This is a genomic window from Streptomyces sp. NRRL S-350 (assembly GCF_000719705.1).
In the GTDB taxonomy this organism is placed as follows: Bacteria; Actinomycetota; Actinomycetes; order Streptomycetales; family Streptomycetaceae; genus Kitasatospora.
In genome coordinates, this window is record NZ_JOHO01000053.1 from 45397 (window position 1) to 64379 (window position 18983).

General features: G+C 73.4%; 16 protein-coding genes. 12 read left to right on the forward strand and 4 right to left on the reverse strand.

Annotation, left to right across the window (positions count from 1 at the left end; translation table 11 throughout):
* The first annotated feature begins 177 nt into the window (after window positions 1-177).
* Complete coding sequence (locus IF30_RS0131875) at window positions 178-660, forward strand: hypothetical protein (protein ID WP_030244947.1); 483 nt, start codon at window positions 178-180, stop codon at window positions 658-660.
* On the opposite strand, the gene IF30_RS0131880 is transcribed toward IF30_RS0131875, so the two are convergent.
* Window positions 653-1858, reverse strand: coding sequence for an IS110 family transposase (locus IF30_RS0131880; protein ID WP_030244948.1), 1206 nt, complete (start codon window positions 1856-1858; stop codon window positions 653-655). The two genes, IF30_RS0131875 and IF30_RS0131880, sit on opposite strands and share 8 nt — an antisense overlap.
* A 371-nt stretch (window positions 1859-2229) precedes the next feature.
* Here IF30_RS0131880 and IF30_RS0131885 point away from each other — a divergent pair, with 371 nt between their 5' ends.
* Entirely contained in the window at window positions 2230-3639 is a 1410-nt protein-coding gene (locus IF30_RS0131885; protein ID WP_030244950.1) for a UDP-N-acetylmuramoyl-tripeptide--D-alanyl-D-alanine ligase, read from the forward strand.
* Window positions 3640-3769: 130 nt separating this feature from the next.
* Here IF30_RS0131885 and IF30_RS0131890 read toward each other — a convergent pair whose 3' ends face one another.
* The gene (locus IF30_RS0131890; protein ID WP_234322921.1) at window positions 3770-4300 is read right to left on the reverse strand and encodes an SgcJ/EcaC family oxidoreductase; all 531 of its coding nucleotides are present in this window, start codon (window positions 4298-4300) and stop codon (window positions 3770-3772) included.
* 106 nt (window positions 4301-4406) lie between these two features.
* Here IF30_RS0131890 and IF30_RS0131895 point away from each other — a divergent pair, with 106 nt between their 5' ends.
* The 4 genes from IF30_RS0131895 (at window position 4407) to IF30_RS0131910 (ending at window position 8824) form a co-directional block, all read left to right on the forward strand.
* Complete coding sequence (locus tag IF30_RS0131895; RefSeq protein WP_234322922.1) at window positions 4407-4868, forward strand: MarR family winged helix-turn-helix transcriptional regulator; 462 nt, start codon at window positions 4407-4409, stop codon at window positions 4866-4868.
* A 403-nt stretch (window positions 4869-5271) separates the two neighbouring features.
* On the forward strand, window positions 5272-5850 hold the full coding sequence (locus IF30_RS48825) for a DNA-binding protein (protein WP_234322923.1): 579 nt from the start codon (window positions 5272-5274) through the stop codon (window positions 5848-5850).
* Complete coding sequence (locus IF30_RS0131905) at window positions 5850-8126, forward strand: hypothetical protein (RefSeq protein WP_030244958.1); 2277 nt, start codon at window positions 5850-5852, stop codon at window positions 8124-8126. The genes IF30_RS48825 and IF30_RS0131905 overlap by 1 nt, the downstream gene beginning before the upstream one ends.
* Window positions 8123-8824 carry a hypothetical protein gene (locus tag IF30_RS0131910; RefSeq protein ID WP_030244960.1) on the forward strand — a complete coding sequence of 234 codons (702 nt, stop codon included), beginning with the start codon at window positions 8123-8125 and terminating at the stop codon, window positions 8822-8824. The genes IF30_RS0131905 and IF30_RS0131910 overlap by 4 nt, the downstream gene beginning before the upstream one ends.
* A gap of 33 nt (window positions 8825-8857) precedes the next feature.
* On the opposite strand, the gene IF30_RS48180 is transcribed toward IF30_RS0131910, so the two are convergent.
* Window positions 8858-9103, reverse strand: coding sequence for a hypothetical protein (locus tag IF30_RS48180; protein ID WP_158835628.1), 246 nt, complete (start codon window positions 9101-9103; stop codon window positions 8858-8860).
* Window positions 9104-9437: 334 nt separating this feature from the next.
* Here IF30_RS48180 and IF30_RS0131920 point away from each other — a divergent pair, with 334 nt between their 5' ends.
* The 5 genes from IF30_RS0131920 (at window position 9438) to IF30_RS44105 (ending at window position 15691) form a co-directional block, all read left to right on the forward strand.
* On the forward strand, window positions 9438-10034 hold the full coding sequence (locus IF30_RS0131920) for a TetR/AcrR family transcriptional regulator (RefSeq protein WP_030244963.1): 597 nt from the start codon (window positions 9438-9440) through the stop codon (window positions 10032-10034).
* Window positions 10031-10378 (forward strand): nuclear transport factor 2 family protein, encoded by a 348-nt coding sequence (locus IF30_RS0131925; RefSeq protein ID WP_030244965.1) that lies wholly within the window; start codon window positions 10031-10033, stop codon window positions 10376-10378. The genes IF30_RS0131920 and IF30_RS0131925 overlap by 4 nt, the downstream gene beginning before the upstream one ends.
* A complete protein-coding gene (locus IF30_RS0131930) occupies window positions 10375-10686 on the forward strand; it encodes a TfoX/Sxy family protein (RefSeq protein WP_037901798.1) in 312 nt (103 codons plus the stop codon). Before IF30_RS0131925 ends, IF30_RS0131930 begins: the two co-directional genes overlap by 4 nt.
* Window positions 10687-10995: 309 nt before the next feature.
* Window positions 10996-13389 carry a DEAD/DEAH box helicase gene (locus tag IF30_RS0131935; protein ID WP_051711672.1) on the forward strand — a complete coding sequence of 798 codons (2394 nt, stop codon included), beginning with the start codon at window positions 10996-10998 and terminating at the stop codon, window positions 13387-13389.
* Between the two features lie 634 nt (window positions 13390-14023).
* Window positions 14024-15691 carry a DUF4157 domain-containing protein gene (locus IF30_RS44105; RefSeq protein ID WP_051711673.1) on the forward strand — a complete coding sequence of 556 codons (1668 nt, stop codon included), beginning with the start codon at window positions 14024-14026 and terminating at the stop codon, window positions 15689-15691.
* Window positions 15692-15900: 209 nt separating this feature from the next.
* On the opposite strand, the gene IF30_RS0131955 is transcribed toward IF30_RS44105, so the two are convergent.
* On the reverse strand, window positions 15901-16932 hold the full coding sequence (locus IF30_RS0131955) for an Lrp/AsnC family transcriptional regulator (protein WP_030244973.1): 1032 nt from the start codon (window positions 16930-16932) through the stop codon (window positions 15901-15903).
* A 125-nt stretch (window positions 16933-17057) separates the two neighbouring features.
* Here IF30_RS0131955 and IF30_RS0131960 point away from each other — a divergent pair, with 125 nt between their 5' ends.
* Window positions 17058-18530: an FAD-dependent monooxygenase gene (locus tag IF30_RS0131960; RefSeq protein ID WP_030244974.1), complete on the forward strand. Its 1473-nt coding sequence runs from the start codon at window positions 17058-17060 to the stop codon at window positions 18528-18530.
* The last annotated feature ends 453 nt before the right edge of the window (window positions 18531-18983 follow it).

The following is an 18983-nucleotide window of genomic DNA, read 5'->3' on the forward strand; positions in this document are numbered from 1 at the left end:
CCGCGGGGTGTCAATGCCGGCCGGGGAAGCCTCCGGTGCAGACGCCGTCCACGGAAGGCGAGCCGTGAATCTCCGGGGAAGGGAGAAAAAGCGCGCACGGGGCCGGGGGGTGCCTCTATGGGGTTCGTCAAGGAAATCGGGCTGCATTCGGGTGGGGTGGCCAGGCAGCATGGCAGGATGCCGGATCTGCTGTGGGACGACGTCAGGGAGTTCTTCGACCCTGACCTGATGGGGTCACTGCCGGATGTGCAGGTCGCAGATACCTCGGTCGAGGACTGGCAGGCGGTGCTTGATCTGGTGCGGTCGCAGGGGTGGTCGTGCGAGTACTCCGAGGACGGTGTCGCGGTTCGGCTGCCGCGAGCTGCGGACATGCTGGCCCGCAGCGAGGGCGCCGACGCAGTGTTGAGGGTCTGGCCCGCCGCTGGATTTCTGGTGATCTTTCGGGCGTATGAGGCCAGCTCTATCGACTTCGATGTTGATCTGCGGGAACTGCGGGGCCAGGACGGCGTCAACCTGCTGTGCCGTCTGCTGCGGGCGATCGGGCGCCGGCTCGGCAAGCCGGTGACGTTGACTCCGGAGTCCGATCCGCTCCACCCCGTTCTCGGGTTCGATGTCGAGGCCGACCGCGTGGTGCTGCTGGCGGAACCACGGCTCAGCTGACCGCTTCGGCTGGCCGGGACTCGTAGAAGGTCCCGTCGCGGAGCATCGCGAACAGGACGTCGACCCGGCGTCTGGCCAGACAGAGAAGTGCCTGGGTATGCGGCTTCCCTTGGCCGATCTTCTTGTCGTAGTAGGCGCGGGAGGCCGGGTCGCTGAGCGAGGCGAACGCGGCCAGGAAGAACGCCCGTTTGAGCTGCTTGTTGCCTCGGCGGGAGGGTTGCTCGCCGCGTATGGAGGAGCCGGAGCTGCGGGTCGCGGGGGCGAGGCCGGCGTAGGAGGCCAGGTGGGCGGCGGTCGGGAACGCTCTCGCATCGCCGACGTCGATCAGGACCCGGGCACCGGTCCTGGTGCCGATGCCGGGCATGGAGGTGAGGATCTTGGAGAGCGGGTGCTCGTCCAGCAGCTCCTGGATGCGCTTCTCCAGGAGCTTGCGCTGGTCGAGGACGGCCCGCAGGGAGCCGGCCAGGCTCGGCACGATCAGCTCGGCCGCATCGGTGCCCGGGACTACCACGGTCTGCTCGTCGAGCGCGGTGAGGATCTCCTCGACCAGGCGCTCGAACATGCGCGGGGCCAAGGGCCGGGCGACGCCGAGCAGGCGACGGCGTCCGGCCTTGCGCAGGGCGGCAGGCGAGCCGAACTGCTCCAGCAGGGCCAGCACCGCCGGGTGGTCCAGTCGCGGCCCCAGGACACGTTCCAGGTGCGGGTGGATCTGCGTGAGCAGTCCGCGCAGGCGGTTGGCGATGCGGGTGGCCTCGCCGGCGAGGTCGTCGTCGAAGCCGACGACCATCTCCAGCTCGGCGATGGTCTCGTCGGTGAGCTCGATGCCGCGCAGGGTGTGCGGCATGGTGCGGGCGGCATCCGCGATGACGAAGGCGTCGCGGGCGTCGGTCTTGGCCTCGCCGGGGTAGAGGTCGGCGATCCGGCGCATCGTCAGGCCGGGCAGGTAGGCGACGCGGCAGCCGGCGTCCCGGGCCACCGCCAGGGGCAGAGCGCCGATGGAGGCGGGCTGGTCGACGATGAACATCACGGTGCCGTGCTTGGCGGTGAGCTTGTCCAGCACGGCCCGCATCTTGGGCTCGCTATTCGGCAGCCGCTTGTCGAAGACCCGCTTGCCCGCCCGGGTCACCGCAGTTCCGTGGTGCTCGCCCTTGCCGACGTCCAGGCCCAGGAAGACATCCACATCGCCGGTGTCGATCATGCTGATCCCTCACGAGGTCGTCTGTCCCGGCCTCGTTGGCGTGGCACCAGTCGCCGGCATCCACGTTACGAAGAGCCTCCCAGCACGCTGGTGGTCCTGCCTCTATCAGCGGTCTACCGAACTGCTTGACGTCCTCTCATGCCACCCGGGTCGGCGACCGGGGCGGTGTGGGGTCCGCACACTGTGTCGCGAACGCCGGGCGGCCACCGGTGGCGAGGGCGACACGACGTTCAGCAGGAGACCTGCTCATCTTCCTTTTTCCACAGTCTGGTTCGGAATGCGCGGGATGACCGGAGCGGCGTCGGGGAGCCGCTAGCGTCGGAGGCAGCCGCCCCGACGAGGGGTGGGTGCGTCGATGGATCGGAGCCAGCGTGGTCCCCATGACCCTGCAAGAGATCGCCGAGGCCGTCGGGGGCGCGCTGCACGACGTGCCCGATCCGGACGCGGTGGTGGACCGGCCAGGGGTCATCGACTCGCGCCTGGTGGAACCCGGAGCGCTGTTCATCGCGCTGCCGGGCGAGCACACCGACGGGCACCGGTTCGCCGAGGCCGCCGTCCGGGCCGGGGCAACCGCCGTGCTCGCTGCCCGGCCGGTCGGGGTGCCGGCCGTCGTGGTGCCGGACGTCCAGGACGCGATGGGCGCCCTGGCCCGCGCGGTGCTCGACCGGCTGAAGGCGCCGACCGTGATCGGGCTGACCGGCTCGGCCGGGAAGACCGGCACCAAGGACCTGCTGGCCCAGGTGCTGGAGACCATGGACACCACGGTGGCCACGCCGCTGTCGTTCAACGGCGAGATCGGCCTGCCGCTGACCGTCTTCCGGGCGGACGAGAGCACCCGCCTGCTGGTGCTGGAGATGGGCGCGCGCGGCGCGGGGCACATCAAGTACCTGACGGGGATCGTCCCGCCGAAGGTCGGCCTGGTCCTGAACGTCGGCACCGCGCACGTGGGCGAGTTCGGCGGCGGGAAGGAGTCGATCGCCGCCGCGAAGGGCGAACTCGTCGAGGCCCTGCCCGCCGACGGCCTGGCGGTGCTGAACGCCGACGACCCGTACGTCATGTCGATGGCGCCGCGCACGGTCGCGCCGGTCCTGACGTTCGGGCGGGAGGCAGGGGACGTGCGGGCTGTCGACGTGGAGCTGGACGGCGCCGGGCGGCCGTCGTTCACCCTCACGTACCGGGGCGAGCGCGCCCCCGTGGAGCTGGGGCTGCACGGCGCGCACCACGTCTCCAACGCGACGGCCGCCGCCGCGGTGGCGATCGGGCTGGGCGCGGGCGTGCGGCAGGCGGCGGAGGCGCTGACCGGTGCCCGGCAGCTGACGCCGGGCCGAATGGACGTCACCGAGCGGCCGGACGGCGTGACGGTGATCAACGACGCGTTCAACGCGAACCCCGAGTCGATGGCCGTCGCCCTCGCCGCGCTCACCGCCATGGCCGACAGCGGCGGGCGCAGGACGGTGGCGGTGCTGGGCGAGATGCGGGAGCTGGGCGAGGAGTCCGAGGCCCACCACGCGGAGCTGGGCCGGCTCGTCGCCCGCAGCGGGATCACCGACCTGATCGCGGTCGGCGACCGGGAGGCCCGGCTGGTGCACGACCGGGCGGTGGCGGGAGGCGTCAACGGCACGCTGGTGCCGGACCGCGACGCCGCCCTCGACCTGCTGCTGACCTACCTCCGGCCGGGAGACGTGGTGCTGGTGAAGGGCTCCCACAGCGTCGGGCTGGAGGACACGGCTATGCGCCTCGCCAAGCCCGACGCCGCCGACGCCGCCGACGGCGCGCGCTGATCACACGGCGGCGACCGGGGCGACCGGGTCTCGGCCGGCCGCAGGAGGACCGCCGGCCCGGGGCGACCGGCCGGCCCGGGGCTCGCAGGCTGACACGGCGGTGGGCCGACCGGCGGCGGTTGGCGTCGTGTCAGTCGGCGGCCGGTCGGGTGGCGGGCCGGACACGGAAGGAGAAGGCCTCCATCAGGGGCTTGCGCTGGGTCTTCTGGACGGCGGCGATGCGCCACTGCCCGTGGGCCTCCCGGACCAGTGTGTAGGTGGCGAGCTTGTCGAGCCGGCTGGGCTTGGCACTGCTCTTGCGCACGTCGCCGCGGGTCACCGCCACGGCGGTGTCCGGGCCGTAGAAGCGCAGGTCGGCCAGGTCGAGGTCCAGCCGGGTGTCCTTGAGGAAACTGTCGAACAGGGCTTGGTGGGCACGGCCGATCTCGGTGGCGCCCCGGTAGAGGGTGCCGGCGTAGGTGACGTCGGTGGCGTCGGAGGTGAAGCACGCCCCGTACGCGGGGCCGTCACCGTCGGCCCAGGCGGCGGTGCTGCGCTGCAGCAGGGCGCGGACGGCGGCGGTGTCCTCGGAGCGGTCGGCGTGGGCGGGCTGGTGGCTGGTCATGGTCGAGTCCTCCGGGTGGTCTGGGGTGGTGGTGGCGTCGACGGTCTCGGTACGCATGGCATCCCCTCCGTGATAGCTTCGCCAGTGAAGACGCTTCCTCGAAGATTTATCTTCTCTTGGAATTTATCTTCCTCGAGGAAGAGATTATGGAGTGGAGAAGCCCGTGTCAACGCATGCCATCCCGCCCGGGGCCGACGAGACCTACCGTCGGTACCTGAGCGCCGTGATGCTCCACGGCCACGCCGGCGCCAAGGCGTGCGGCCTCGGCGCCACCGACCTGTACGCACTGAACGCGCTGGAACTCTGCGGGCCCATGACCCCCGGGGAACTGGGCGCGCGGACGGGCCTGACCACCGGCCCCACCACGCGCCTCGTCGACCGGCTGGAGGAGGCCGGCTACGTCCGCCGCGCCCCGTCCCCCGATGACCGGCGCAAGGTGATCGTCGAACCCGTCGGAAAGCCCGCCGGCCTCGACGAGGCGATGGCCCCCGCCCGCCGGCGGATCGGCGAACTCCTCGGCGGTTACACCCCCGAGCAGTTGGAGGTCCTCTTCGACTACTTCGCCCGCGCCGCCGACGCATATCAGGCCGCCGCCGAGCAGCTTCGCGACCGCGACGCCGCCTGACAACCGGCCCCGACGGACCCTGCCCCCCTCGTCAAGGCCTCCTCGTCAAGGCCTCCTCCAGCGGGGGTGTGTCGGCCGCGTCGCGAGGTCCGTGAAGGGCGTCCGCGGTCGGGAAGGGCGTCCGCGGTCGGGAAGGACGTCCGCGGTCGGGAAGGAAGACGGCGTCCGCCGGTGCCCCGGTCGTCACCGGCGAACGCCGTGGCGATCGCGCCGAGCCCGGATCTCCGCGTCCCACCCGCGACATACCGGTACGACCGACCCGGAAGGCGTGGACGGTGTCGGCGGGAAGATAGGGTCGCCCTAGCTTTTCCAGTGAGATCGATAGGCATGGGCGCGGGGAGGTCCGGGTGTGTTCGTGACGACGGGGCAGGCCGGCTCGGCGCTGGGATGTTCGATTCCGACGGTGAAGAAGCTGATGGCCACCGGCGTGGTGCCCGGCGTGCGCGACGTCGGCCGGCAGGTGTTCCCGCTGGCCGCGCTCCAGCGGTTGCAGGCCCGGCCGGCCGCGGACCTGAGCGTGCTCGGCCGGGCCGAGGTGGCGGTGCTGCGCTCGGACGCCCCGGCCCGGGTGGACGAGGCGGACCGGGAGTGGATCGGCTTCGGTACCGCGCTCGACGAGGCGCAGCTGCTGGCGGCGCTGTCGGGCTGGTGGCGGTGCGACCCGGCGCGGGTCGCGGCCGGCGGCGTGCTGCCGGTGACGGTGGCCGGGTTCGTCGTCGCGGTGCTGACCGGCCTGACCGAGTGGGAGTCCGACGGCACGGCCGGCACCACGGGGCGCTACCGGTTTCCGAAGGCACGGCTGGGCGGCTACCTGACCGACCTCACCGCCCCGGCGAACGCCGCCGACCCGGCCGACCCGGAGGATGCGCGGCTGGCGCGCCTGCTGCTCGGAACCCGCCTGGCGTCCGTCTCCGGCGGCCCGATCGCCTACGTCACCACCCGGCCGACCGCCGACACCGCCGACGAGGGGGAGCCAGCCTGATGGACCGCAAGACGTACACCGCCGAGCTCGCCGGTCTGCGCGAGCTGCGCTCCGAGATCACGGCCGCCGAGAAGGCCGTCGCCGCCGCGCAGAAGGAGCTGGACAAGCTCAGCGCCCAGCGTGCGCGCCGGGTGGCCGGACTCGCGGGGTACGAAGGCGCGAAGGCAGAGACCATCGCGAAGGCCTCGGGCCTGGCGGTCGGCGACGTGGTGCGGATCGCGCCCCTGCTGGACCCGACCCCGGCCGCCGTCCGCGCCGCCAAGGCCGACGGCCAGGCCGCCACCGCGGCGCCCGCACCCGTCGAGGCGCCGACGGGGGAGCCGGTCGCCGAGCCCGCCGCCGCGGTCGCCCCGGCGCTGACCCGACCGGCCCCCGTACCCGAGCAGCCGGCCCCGGTCGCCCCGGTCGCCCCGGTGACCGCGGCCGCCTCGGTGACCGCGGCCTCGGTCGAGGTCGAGGTCGTCGTCGAGGACCAGGCCGTCGTCGAGCAGCCCGCCTCGGTCGAGGCGGCTGTGTCGGTCGCTCCGGTCGCTCCGGTCGCTCCGGTCGCTGCTGCGCCGCGGCCGGTGGCCGAGGTCGGCCCGCGTGAGCTGCCGACTCTCCCCGAGGGCCCGGCGGGCGCGCGGTTCGAGGCCGTGACCACGGGCCTGGTCTCCAGGCGTCCCAACTTCACGCAGCAGGCCCGCTCCACGGTGTTCCTGGACGTAGCGGCCGGTCTGCTCGCGGTCCGCGACCAGGTCGTCCGGGTCGACCTCGGCGCCCGCACCCCGGGCGAGATCCTCGACGCGGTCCTGGCCACCGCGCCCGGCACCGAGCGGGTCTACATCACCGCCGGCGCCCCCTGGCACGACGGCGCCGAGCGCTACTCCACGCTCAAGGACGCCGTCGCCGCCTGGCTGAACACCCCGTCGGAGCGGTGGACCACCGCCGTCGGCTCCGGCCGGGACAAGCTCGCTGGGCACTTCGTGCACCAGCGCCAGCCGGTGGGCCGCTACGCCCCCGCGGCCGCGCCGGACGGCGGCAGCACGGAGATCCGGTCGATGGGGGAGTGGTTCGACCCGGACGGTGCCGACGTCGTGACCTGCCGCCAGGCGTTCACGCTGCTGTGGCAGGCGCTGCGCCGGCACTGGGACGACGCGGTGCTGATGGGCTCGCCGTCGCAGACCGGGCGGGACCTGTGGTCGCGCACCATTCCGACGACGGGCAAGTGGGCGGGCGGCTACCCGGTGCTGTCCGAGGAGCTGCGGGGCCTGCTGCACGCGACGGGCGGTCAGGGCCGCACCGAGCTGATCCTGCCGCCGCGCGTCCCGGAGCAGCTGCCCGCGCTGGTGGAGTACGACCGCACCTTCGCCTACGCGAAGCACCTGTGGAAGTCGCCGGTGGGAACGCCGCGCCGGATCACGGCCGCCGCGTTCGCGGCGATGACCGAGGCGGAGCAGGTCAAGGCGCTGATGTCCTGCTCGCACTGGAACGTGCGCGTGACCGTCCCGGCCGGCTGGACCCACGTCGGGCTGCTGCCCGCCCCGGTGACCGGTGACCGGGCCTGGGTCTACCCCTCGGAGCCGGGCGCCACGTTCACCACGTGGGCGGGCGGCGCGGAGGTGCACCTGGCCCTGTCGAACCACATCGCGCCGTGGAAGGTCGAGATCCTCGGCGGTCTGCTCTTCGAGGACGGCAAGCCGCTGGACGAGTGGGGCAAGCGGTTGAAGGTCGCCTGGGCGGACCTGACCAACCTCTCCAAGCTGCACGCCGACGAGCGCCAGCGACAGGCGGCCTATCTCGCCTCCCGCGCGGTCCGCAGTGTGCTGCTGTTCGGCCTGGGCGGGTTCGCGCAGCGCCCGCGCCTGGTCTCCGGCACCACCCCGGTCGGCGAGGCGCTGCCGGACGGGGTGGAGATCCTCGGCCAGGACGGCGAGGTGGTGACCTGGCAGCGGCAGGCCGGCTTCTCCCGCGACCCGTACGCCCACCCCGAGTGGGCCGCCTACGTCTGGTCCGGCGCCCGGGCGGCGCTGCTGGACATGAAGTACCGCCAGGGCAAGGAGGTTATCGGCCACGCCGGCGCCCTGCACGCGAAGCCCGGCACGGTCGTCTACTTCGGCACGGACGGCATCGCCCTGACCGAGCGCCAGCCCTGGCCCTACCGGGGCGAGGTGGGCGACTACCTCCTCAAGGGCCACCTCACCGGCCCCGTCGAGCACCCGAGGAGCCAGGAGCAGTACCTCAAGCTGCGCGCCCTGGGCCGCGCCGAACTCGCCGCGAAGGGAGCTGACCAGTGAGCCCGGCCGACCCGAACCAGCCGAACGAAGCCGCCCGCCTGACCCAGGAACTGATCGACCAGGGCTACACCAAGCGCCAGGTCGCCAGGATGCTCGGCCGCGACGCCTCGCTCGTCTCCCAGTTCTTCACCAAGGGCAAGGGCAAGGCGTTCGTCGCCGCGCTGCGCCAGGTCGTCCGGGCGGTGCACGGCGGCGAACGCGACCCCGAGGCGCTCGCCGCCGTCGCCCGGGAGAACGTTCAGCGGCGCCGCACGAAGACCGGGCAGAAGGCCCGGGTACGCGGCAAGGACGTCGTCGGCGAGGCAGGCGGCTCGATGGCCGGCCGGGCAGGGAAGCAGGCCATCAAGTCCGGCGCCGCCCACCTCGCCGCCGTGGTGCACGAGACCGGCCAGGCCGGTGGCCGCCTCGCCTTCACCGTCCGGATGAAAGCCGACCAGTACACGATGTCGGCCGGCTCCACCGAGGACTCCCCGGGGCTGCGCCGCGGCTTCATCCCCCGCGCGGACGGCACGGAGGAGCGCACCTACGGCTCCGCGTCCACCGGCGGGTTCGACGCCGCCGAGTGGAGTCGGCGGGTCGCCGAGCACCACGGCGACGTCACCGAGGCCATGAAGGGGTGGCTGGTGGAGACCGGCCGCGCCGTCGAGGACGCCGACATCGCCTACCTCGAAGTCCGCGGCTGGGTGCCGCCCGAGTAGCACCGCCCGCCCCCGCACGTGCGACTGGGCGCTTCAGTCGGCGAGTGGGCGGTCGAGTCGGCGGGTTGAGCATGTGGTGTCGGCGCACTCAGCGCGGTGGTGGTCGGGCGGCTCCCACCAGGCGGCGGCGTCGTGGAACGGGCAGCCGATGCGCGCGGACTTCGTGGTGCTCTCCGAGCCGTAATGGCCCGTGTCGCGCCGGGAGTTGGCGCGGGTCCAGCCGCGGCCGACGTCGGTGGGCTGGACAGGTCGAGTACGGGGCGTGATTGCGCAGGTCACGGCTGCTCCCCTCGTTCGGGGTGGCCGGTACGCGCGCAGGAGGGGGGTTTTCCGGCGGCTGGGCGACGTCGCGCTCGAGCCGGTCGAGGGCTCGTGCATCCGGGGCGGCTCCCGGCCGGTGTCAGCGACTCCGCCGCAGGTTCGTTGCTCCTGAAGGCGTTTCACCGCGAGCTTGCGGGCCGGTGCGCCCCGGGAAAGGGCACGTGCTCAGTCCCGATTGCCGGGGACTGCGCTGCCGTGGACCGGTTGGTGCGGGGTCGGGCGGAGCCGTGGGAGCGGCCGGGCGGGCCGGCATGCTATTTTTGTGATCGATCGTTCAACTATGGGGGTGCCGGTGGGACGCAAGCAGCTGTGGGATCGGACGGAGGTACTGGCCTCCGCCATGCGGCTGTTCCGTCGCCGCGGCTACCTCGGGGCCTCACTGCGGGACATCGAGGAGGCGACCGGGCTGCATCCGGGCAGCCTGTACCGGGTCTTCCAGAACAAGGACGGCCTGTTCCGCGCGGCACTGGACGCCTACAACGACCAGGTGGTGCAGGGCCGCGTCCGGGCCCATCTCCTGGAACCGGCGGACCCGGTGGCAGGCATCCGGTCGTTCTTCACCTCGGCGTTCGAGACCGGCCTCGATCCCGATCCGGGATGTCTGCTCACCAACACCGCCGTGGAGTCCTTCACCGTGCCGCAGGCCGCCGACGCGGTTCACCGAGGGCTGGAGACGATCGAGTCCGGCTTCACCGAGGCCCTGACGCGCGCCCGCAACCTGGGCCGGCTGTCCGCGGACCTCGACGTCGAGGTTTCGGCAGCCCACCTGCTGACGCTCTATCAGGGCCTGCTGGTGCTGGTTCGGGCCGGCACCCCCATCACGAAACTGCACACGATCACCGACGGCGCGATGGCGTCGATCGGCCCCGAGGAAGAGGGACAGCGATGAGTGACTCACAGCAGCTCTGGACGGACTATGCCGCGTGCTGGTCGGCCGACCCCGGCGAGCGGCTCGCCGCACTCGGCGCGGTCGCGGTCGAAGACGTCGCCTACCGGGACCCGGGCACGGAGGTCGGCGGGCTGACCGAGCTGGCCGCCTACATGGCCGGCTTCGCCGGGGCCTTCCCCGGCCACCGGTTCCGCATCGACGAGGTACTCGAGCACCACGACCGGTCGCTCGCACGGTGGACCCAGCTCGGGGAGCAGGGCGAGCCCGCCATGGCGGGCGTGAGCACCGCGCTCCACCGCGACGGCCGGCTCGCCGACATCACCGGGTTCTTCCTGCCCGCGTGAGCGGATCCCGCAGCCTCGCCGAGTACCTGGCCGATCAGCTGGCGCCCCTCGGCGAGGTCACCGTCCACCGCTACTTCGGCGGCTGGGCACTGCGCAGCCACGCCGTCCAGTTCGCGATCGTGATGGACACCCTCTACCTCCGCGTCGACGGCTCGGCCCGACCCGACTACGAGAAGGCCGGGTCCACACCGTTCACCTACCACGCCGCAGGCCGCGAGATAGTGGTACGCACCTACTACAGCGTCCCGACGGAAGTGATCGACGACAGCGCCGAACTGTGCGCCCTGGCCCGCACGGCACTGGCCTGACCAGCCAATCCCCAACCGCCGGGCGACGGCACGGCGCCGGTCGAATGCTCCGCCGTCCGGTCGCGCCGAGCCGCTCGACCGCCTGGGCAGGGACCCCGTAAGGAACCAGAAGACCAGCCGACGAGCAAGGAGGCGAGCAGACCGGTCCCGCCCCCGGTCAACGCTCACCTCGCCAACTGAAGCGCTCGGTCACAGGTCGGCCTCTCCCCATCCATGACCTGGCCCCGGGGAGAGGCCGCCCGCCCGACCATCCCACAGCCTCGACTACCCCGCTCCGCCGTCTCAGCATCCGAAGGAGGCCCACCCGCCGTGGAGACCACCACCGCCACCGCCGAGCGGCACGTGCCGGCCGCGTTCCGTGCCGCAACCGGGCAGCCGGTCCCGGCGCAGCCGTCCGCCACCGTGGCGAACCCGTTGCCGCTGCACTGGTTCCAGAAGGACGCGGTGGCGGCTGCGGTGCGCGAGGTGAAGGCCGGCGGCCGGGCGACGGTGGTCGCGGCGACCGGCTCCGGCAAGACCCTGATCGCGGCCGGCTGCGCCCGGCGTCTGGCGGTGCGGGGGCGGGTGCTGGTGCTGGTGCCGACGATCGAGCTGCTGGAGCAGACGGCGGAGGCGTGGTCGTTGCGGGGCGGGCGCCGGGGTCTGGCGGTGGCGGCGTGTTCGCGGGAGGAGGCGCTGGAGAGCGCGGAGGCAGGCGGGCGGATCCGTGCCGAGGTGTCCACGCAGGCCGCCCGCCTCGCCGACCTGGTCGCCGCGGCCAGGACCGGCGAGGCGGTCACCGTGTACGCCACCTACGCCTCGCTGGAGCGGATCGTGCAGGCCCACCAGCAGTTCGGGCTCCCGGCGTGGGACCTGGTGGTGGTCGACGAGGCGCACCGCACCGCCGGTTCGGAGGGCAAGGCGTGGGCCGCGGTCCACGACGACGGCCAGGTCCCCGCCGCGCGCCGGCTGTACTTCACCGCGACCCCGCGGATCGCGGACGACCGGCGCGCGAAGGACGGCCTGGCCGACCTCGCCGACGCCGACGGCGACACCGACGACGCCGAGCAGCTGCCCGCGCTCTGCTCCATGGACGACGAGACGATCTACGGCCCCACCGTCTCCACCTGGACCCTCGGCCAAGGCATCGAGCACGGCTACCTCGCCGACTACCGCGTCCTGGTGCCGGTCGTCACCGACGAGGACCTGCGCGACCTGCTCAACCTGCCCGCCGTCGCCGACCTGCGCTCCCAGCGCTCCAACGAGGACCTGCTGCGCCTCGCGCTGCAGATCGCGGTGCTGCGCGCGGTCGCCGACCTCGGCCTGCGCCGGGTGATCACGTTCCACTCGCGGGTGGCCGGGGCGCGGGAGTTCGCCGGCAGCCTGCTGGAGGCCTCGGAGCTGTTGCAGGACGCGGACCGTCCGGAGCGGATCTGGGCGAAGGCGGTCGCCGGCACCGATCGGCTGCGGGAGCGCCGGGCCGCGTTCGCGGAGTTCAAGGCCCACACCGGCGAGGACGGCGAGGAGTGCGGCATCCTCTGCAACTCCCGCCTGCTGACGGAAGGCATCGACGTCGCCGCCGTCGACGCGGTCTGCTTCGCCGACCCCAAATCCAGCGTGATCGACATCGTCCAGGCCGTCGGGCGGGCGCTGCGCCAGTCCTACCGGCAGGGCAAGGTGTCCTGGGTCATCATCCCGGTCTACCTGCCGACGCCCGCGGTCGGCGACGACGGCACGGCGGCCGCCGACCCGGCCGAGGTCCGCGACGCCGGGGAGGCGGTGAAGGCCGAGGCCGACACCGAGCTCGAGGCCTCCAGCTTCCGCACCATCTGGCGGGTCCTGCGCGCCCTGGCCGCGCACGACGCCCGGGTCGTCGGACGGATCACCGAACTGCGCGGCACCCGATCCCAGGGCGCCGCACACACCACCACGGAGGCCTCGGCCGCCGAAGCCGCCGACACCGGGGCCGGGGAGCGCGAGCAGCCGTCGGCGGCGGCGGCGGAGTCGCCGGTGGACTGGCTGCGCATCGACGCCCGCCGCCACGCCGCCCAAATCCTGCAGACCGTGAAGCTGCGCGCGTTCAACCCGCGGGCGACGGAGTGGCAGCGCATGCACGCCGTCGCCGCCAGGTTCCACATCGAGCACGGCCACCTCGACCCCACCGACAGGACGACCCACGCGGAGCTGGTCTCCTGGCTCGCCCGCCAGCGCCACCTCAACGGCCAGGGCCTGCTCGACCCGGCCCGGGTCTCGGAGCTGGACGCCCTCGGCATGATCTGGTCGAAGAACGCCAACGCCTGGGAACGCGGCTACGCCTACGCGAAGGCCTTCCACCGCCGGCACGGCCACCTCGCGATCCCCGCGACCGCGAAGCTGGACGACTACGCGGTCGGCGCGTGGATGCGCCGCCAGCGCCGCGCCGACAACCTCACCCCCGACCAGACGGCCAAGCTGGACGCCCTGGACGAGCTCTGGCGCCTGGAGCCGGACTGGAACCGCTCCTACCGCCGCCTGCTCGCCTACCTCGCCGCCGGTGGCACCCTCACCGGCCCCGTCAACCGCACCGGCCTCGGCGACGACCCGACGTTCCGCCCCGGCACGTGGCTGCGCAAGCAGGCGGGCGCCCGCACCGAGGGGAAGCTGACCGAGCAGCAGACCGCGCTCCTGGACGCGCTGCTCGCCGCCGAGAACGGCCGCGGGGCCGCCGGCGCCCACCCGACTTAGACACCACCGCACGCACCATCGCGGACACCACCGCACGCACCACCGCAGGTACGCGCGCAGGAACCACCGCACCCTGCGGGGCCGTGCTGTTGGTGAGCGCCTACGCCTTGGCGCGGGACGCCGAGGACCCGTCGGCCGCAGTGGAAGAGGTCTTCGCTCTCATCGAGCACGGCTTCGGACCCGCAGTGGGCCGGCAACCAGAGGAGCCGCTGAAGTAGCCGCCGTCGGGGTGGAGGGCGGTGAACACCCGGCCGCCGCAGCCCCCGGCCGCCGCAGCCCCCGGCTGCCCGCACGCCTGGCCGCCCGCAGCACCTGGCCGCCGTAGCGCCGTGCGGCCGCTCCTGTCGGCGGATCGGGCGGATCGGGCGGATGGAAGGCCGGCTCCCGCTCCAGCACGGTCCGGGACACCGCCCGGATCGGCCCTGCCGGCTCGGGAACGCGCCTGGCTGGTCCGGCGGCGTGGTTCCGGTCGACCGCGCCGGGGGCTCCACATCCTGCTGCCGTGCCGCCCGTAGGGAAGTGCCGCGGGGGACCGTCGCAGAGACCCCGACTCTGCCCTGAAGTACCTTCCGCCGCGCCGTGGCCGTCGGGTTGAGTGGGACGTTGCCGACGATCCCAGGAGGGGCGGAGCCCGATGCGCAAGCGGGAGAACGAGGAAGCCACCAGGGCCAGGGCAAGCCGGGAGGCGAGGCACGAGGCCGCCCAGGCCGGGCACCAAGGGTCACGACTGCTCGCCCTCCAGGCCACCGTGGGCAACGCGGCGGTCGTCCAGATGCTCCGCCGGGCCGGCCACGGCCCGGACGAAAAGGAACACCGGCACGGGGACGGCTGCGGCCACGAAGGCTTCCAGGACCCGGCCGTCCAGCGCGCCGCGGCCCCGGCCCTCCAGCGCTCCTCCGTCCACGACGTCCTGCGCGGCCCCGGCCGGCCTCTGGACCAGGCCACCCGTACGGACATGGAGTCCCGCCTCGGCGCCGACTTCTCCGACGTACGCATCCACACCGACGGCGCCGCGAGGGCCTCCGCCGCCGAGGTCGGCGCGCGTGCCTACACCTCCGGCAACGACATCGTCATCGGCGAGGGCGGGGGCGACGCGCACACCCTCGCCCACGAACTCACCCATGTCATCCAGCAGCGCCAGGGACCGGTCAGCGGTACCGACAACGGCAACGGGCTGAAGGTCTCCGACCCGTCCGACCGCTTCGAGCGCGAGGCCGAGGCCAACGCCCGCGCGGTGATGAGCCGTCCGGCCCCCCGGACCTCCTCCGACGTGCAGCGTTCGGCCGACCCCGGGACCGGGGCGGCCGGTGCGGCGGAGGTGTCCGTGCAGCGCACCCTCCCGGCGGGCCTCCCGAAGGGGACCCAGGTCGTCAAGCACACGGACGAGGGGGACGTCGAGGGGCAGACGATCCTCAGTTTCGGCTTCGGGTCCTATCTGATCTCCGCGGGCTCGGACGGCAAGAAGCCCCGGGCGTCCCTCAAGGACAAGTCGTGGGGGACGGTCGAGGAACGGGAAACGTCCCGCGCGGAGTACGAAGCGGCTCGCGCCCTGGAGTTGGACCCGGCGGTCCTCGCGGCCAAGCAGAAGCAGAGTGATCTCAACCTCGGCGAGAACTACCTCAGCTCCGACTACCGCCGGATCAACCCGCTCCTCGCGGCCCTCGGGCAGGTCGGCTTCACCCCCGGCGAGATCGCCGCCCCCGGTTTCTCCTACAAGTCGAAGGAGAACCAGGTGCTCGACGCGTGGCGCAGTGTAGCCATGGCGCGGGGCTACGCGGACGAGCAGACCACGGAGGCGTGGGACAAGAAGTACCTCGCGGACACCTTCGACATCTTCGCCCGGATCAACGGCGTGTGGGACGACTTCACGACGCCCCGCGCGAACGAGGAAGGCAACGTGGTGCGGGGCGACAGCAAGCACCTGTACGAGTCGTTCGGCGGCATCCTCAAGCAGCAGGAGAGCCACCCGGACGGTGGCTACGTCTCCGTCGACCAGACGATCGAGTGGCCGGCGATCCTGTCGACCACGTACGGCGATCCGTTGACCCACACGTATGTGGCCGGCAAGGAGATCGTCTGGGAGTTCCGCCTCCCGGAGGACCACCGGGGAAGGACACTCGGCAGGAACAACCAGTCCGAGGAGGAGATGACCTTCCCCATCGGCACCAAGATCCACATCCGCCAGATCCTCGTGCGGAGCGGCGACTTCCGGCAGGAGCGGTCGGCGAAGTACGGCGAGAGCGCGGCCGTGATCGTCTTCGCCGACATCCCGGCGGGCCAGGGACCGGCTCGAGAGGCCTGAAAGGTCCTGACGGGAGCCGCTGAGGGCGTGACTGTCGGGCTCGGTGCTCGGTGCTCGGTGCTCGGTGCTCGGTGCTCGGTGCTCGTTGGTCGGCGGGCGGCCGGGCGGCCGGGCGGCCGGGCGGGCTGGCTGGCGGGCGGGGCAGAGGGTGTCTCGCCTCGCCCTTCACCGACGAGCAGAAGGCCGACACCGGCCACCGAAACCGGCCGCTAGCCCCGGTTCGCGGCCTGCTTGACGGTCTTGATCGACGGCGCCGTCTCGACGTGGGTGACGGCCGGGAGCGCGGCGACCCGGGTGGTCAGGTAGCGGTAGAGGGCGCGCTGGTCCGCGCACACCACGGTGGCGTACAGATTGGTCGGACCGGTCGTCGCGCAGGCGAAAGCGACCTCCGGGTGCCCGGCCAGCGCCCGGCCGGCCTCCTCCAGGTACGGGGGAGCGACCGAGATCCACAGCAGGGTCCTGGTGCCGACGCCGAGCAGGCGCGGGTCGCAGTCGATGTCCAGGTAGAGCACCCCGCGTTCGCGCAGTTCGGTCATCCGGCGCCGGACGGTGGTCGGCGACCAGCCGGTGACGGCGGCCAGTTCCTCGAACCCCGCGCGGCCGTCCGTGCCGAGGGCGGCGAGCAGCCTGCGGTCACCGTCGTCCAGCCGCACCGGGCCGGGCGGCAGTCGGTCTGGTGGCAGTCGGTCTGGTGGCAGTCGGTCTGGTGGCAGTCGGTCCGGCGGCAGTCGGTGCGCCGGCGCGGCCGGGTGCAGGGCCGCGACAGCGGCCGGGGCCAGCGGGCCGATCTTGGCGATCAGGCTGTCCGGGCCGCCGTAGAAGGTGTGCAGCACCGAGTGCGCGCTCACCCCCTCGACCCTCGGGGTGCGCGGGAGCCGGGCCAGCAGCAGGGCCTCGCTGTCCGCCTCGGTCTCGGCGCGGACGGTGCAGGTGATCTCGGTGCCGCCGGAGGTCAGGCTCACCCAGGAGGTGTCGGGGCGGCGGGCCAGCGCCTCGGCCACCGCGACCGCCGCCGAGGGCGCGCAGCGCACCCGCAGCAGCCACAACTCCGCACCCAGCGCGACCGGGTCGACCCCGCCGAGCACCCGCACCGCGCCGGATGCGCGCAGCCGGGCGTACCTGCGCGCGACGGTGCGGTCCGACGCCCCGAGGACGGCGGCGACGGTGCTGAACGGGGCCCGGCCGTCGATCTGCAGGGCGTGGACGAGTCGGCGGTCCAACTCGTCGTAGTCGGATTCCACCGTGCCGAGGGTACCCGGTGTCGGATTCCGCCGTCACCGCGCCGGTCACTGGCCCAACGGCCCCCGCCGGAGCGAGCGTTGACCCGTCAACGGGAACCACCCGGCGGAGCTTGAGGAGACGCACCATGGACACCGACGTACTCGTCGTCGGAGCCGGACCGACCGGCCTGATGGCGGCCAACGAACTGCTGCTGGCGGGCGTGTCGACCGTGCTCGTGGACCGGCTGCCCGCGCGCAGCGCCCTGTCCAGGGCGGGCGGCGTGCAGACCCGGACACTGGAGGCGCTCGACCAGCGCGGGCTGCTGGAACCGCTGCTCGCCGGCGGCGACCACCCGGTCGGCGGGAGCCACTTCGCCGGCATCCCGCTGCCGGACGCCCCGGCCCCCGACCCGGGACCTGGCGCCCACCTCCCCCGGCAGCCCTGGCGCTCCGTGCCCCAGGTCGTGCTGGAGGCCTTCTTCGAGGTACACCTGGCCGGGCAGGGCCTCAAGGTCAGGCGCGACCACGAACTGATCGCCCTCGCCCAGGACGACCAGTCCGTCACCGCGACCTTCGCCGACGGCCGGTCGCTGCGCGCCCGCCACCTGGTCGCCGCCGACGGCGGCCACAGCACCGTGCGGTCGCTGCTCAAGGCCGAATTCCCGGGCCGGGCGGGCACCTTGACCACGATCGCCGCCGACGTGCGGCTCAGCGGCGCCGACGGCCTGCCCACCCACCACCACAGCCCGGACGGCCACTGGGCGGGGATCTTCCCGCTCGGCACCGACAGCGAGGGCCGGCCGCTGCGCCGGCTCGCCATGGGCGGGCCGGGCCGCTCGCTGCCCAGGGACGTGCCGATCACCGAGGAGGAGATCCGCGACGGGCTGCGCGCCGTGTTCGGCGACCGGGTGCAGCTGCTGGACCTGTGCCACGCCCGCCGGATCACCGACGCGGCCCGGCAGGTCACCCGGTACCGCCACGGGCGGGTGTTCCTGGCCGGCGACGCCGCCCACGTGCACCTCCCGCTCGGCGCCCAGGGCATGAACGGCGGCATGCAGGACGCCTTCAACCTCGGCTGGAAACTCGGCGCCGCCGTCCGGGGCTGGGCGCCGGAGGGCCTGCTCGACAGCTACCACACCGAACGCCACCTGGCCGGGACCACCGTGCTGCGCAACGTCCAGGCGCAGGGACTGCTGATGGACTGGGCCGGCACCCGCGACCCGGACGTGCTCGCCACCCGGGACCTCTTCGCCGAACTGATCACCCTGCCGGAGGTCCGGCGCCGGCTGAGCGGTCTGATGTCCGGCACCGCCACCCGCTACCCGATGCCGGACACCGCCCCGCACCCGCTCCTCGGCCGCCCGGTGCCGGACATCGACCTCGGCCCGGTCCGGGTGCACCAGCTCCTGCGCTCCGGCCGGGGCGTCCTGCTCGACCCGCAGGATGCCCTCGCCGGGGCCGTCGCCCCCTGGGCCGACCGGGTGGACCGGGCCGCCGGGAAAGCGCCCGTCGAACCGATGCTGATCCGCCCGGACGGCCACGTCTGCTGGGTGGGCGACCCGGAGACCCTCCGGTCGTCACTCACCCGCTGGTTCGGCGCACCGAACCGGACCGCCTGACACGGTCCCCGGTGCCGGGCGGGTGCCGTGGTCGGCCGCCCGTGGTCATCGGCCGACCGGGCGGCCACTTCGGTGGGCGGGCGAGGGAGGGGGAGTGGCCGCCCGGGGCGTCGGCGGACCGTGTCGGTGCGGGCCGCGAGGCTCTCCTCCCGGTCCGGCCCGCAGGGCGATCTGACTCGCCCTCACCTCCGAGCGTCGACCCGGCGCCCGCTTGGATGTCTGCTCAACCCACTCCGGCGCCCTCTTGCCTCTGTCCGCCGTCCCGCCGTCCCGCCGTCCCGCCGTCCCGCCGGCAACCGGACGTCCGGATGTGGTGGAGTGAAAGCCGGGTGGGTCCGTCGGGCGCTGCTCCGGCGCGGCAGCAGCCTGCGGAGTAGACTCGGAGGGTATCCAGGGCATTTCGCATCCCGGCATCCGTTCCGGCTTCGTTCTGGGTGGACCGGGCAGCCTCGA